Source organism: Xenorhabdus santafensis (assembly GCF_033949405.1).
Taxonomy (GTDB): domain Bacteria; phylum Pseudomonadota; class Gammaproteobacteria; order Enterobacterales; family Enterobacteriaceae; genus Xenorhabdus; species Xenorhabdus santafensis.
On the sequence record NZ_VCDN01000265.1, the window covers coordinates 1 to 345 of the forward strand.

1 protein-coding gene is annotated in these 345 nt (G+C 39.1%); it reads right to left on the reverse strand.

The window, feature by feature from the left end:
• The coding region (locus tag FE392_RS22450) for a F0F1 ATP synthase subunit A (protein WP_319931899.1) at nt 1–345 on the reverse strand (345 nt) is incomplete at both ends.

A 345-nucleotide genomic window follows, 5' to 3' on the forward strand; every position in this document is an offset into this window, starting at 1 on the left:
ATGTTACCAAACAAACGAAGACCTAACGTTAATGTGTTAGCAAACTCCTCAATAACCTTTAATGGGAATAAGAATTTCATAGGTTGGAAATAACCTTTTACGTACTCTTTCGTACCCTTCATCTTAATTCCATAATAATGGGTGAGGGTAACTACCATCACGGCTAATGTTAATGTAACTGCTGGATCAGACGTTGGTGATCTCCACCATGCAATATGTTCGCCAGCTTCAGTTGCTGAATACATGAATGGTAAACCAAGGAAGTTCGATACGATGATAAACATGATAAGCGTAACGCCAAGCGTTAAGAAACGTCCACCTGTTTTCCAATCCATCGTACTATTG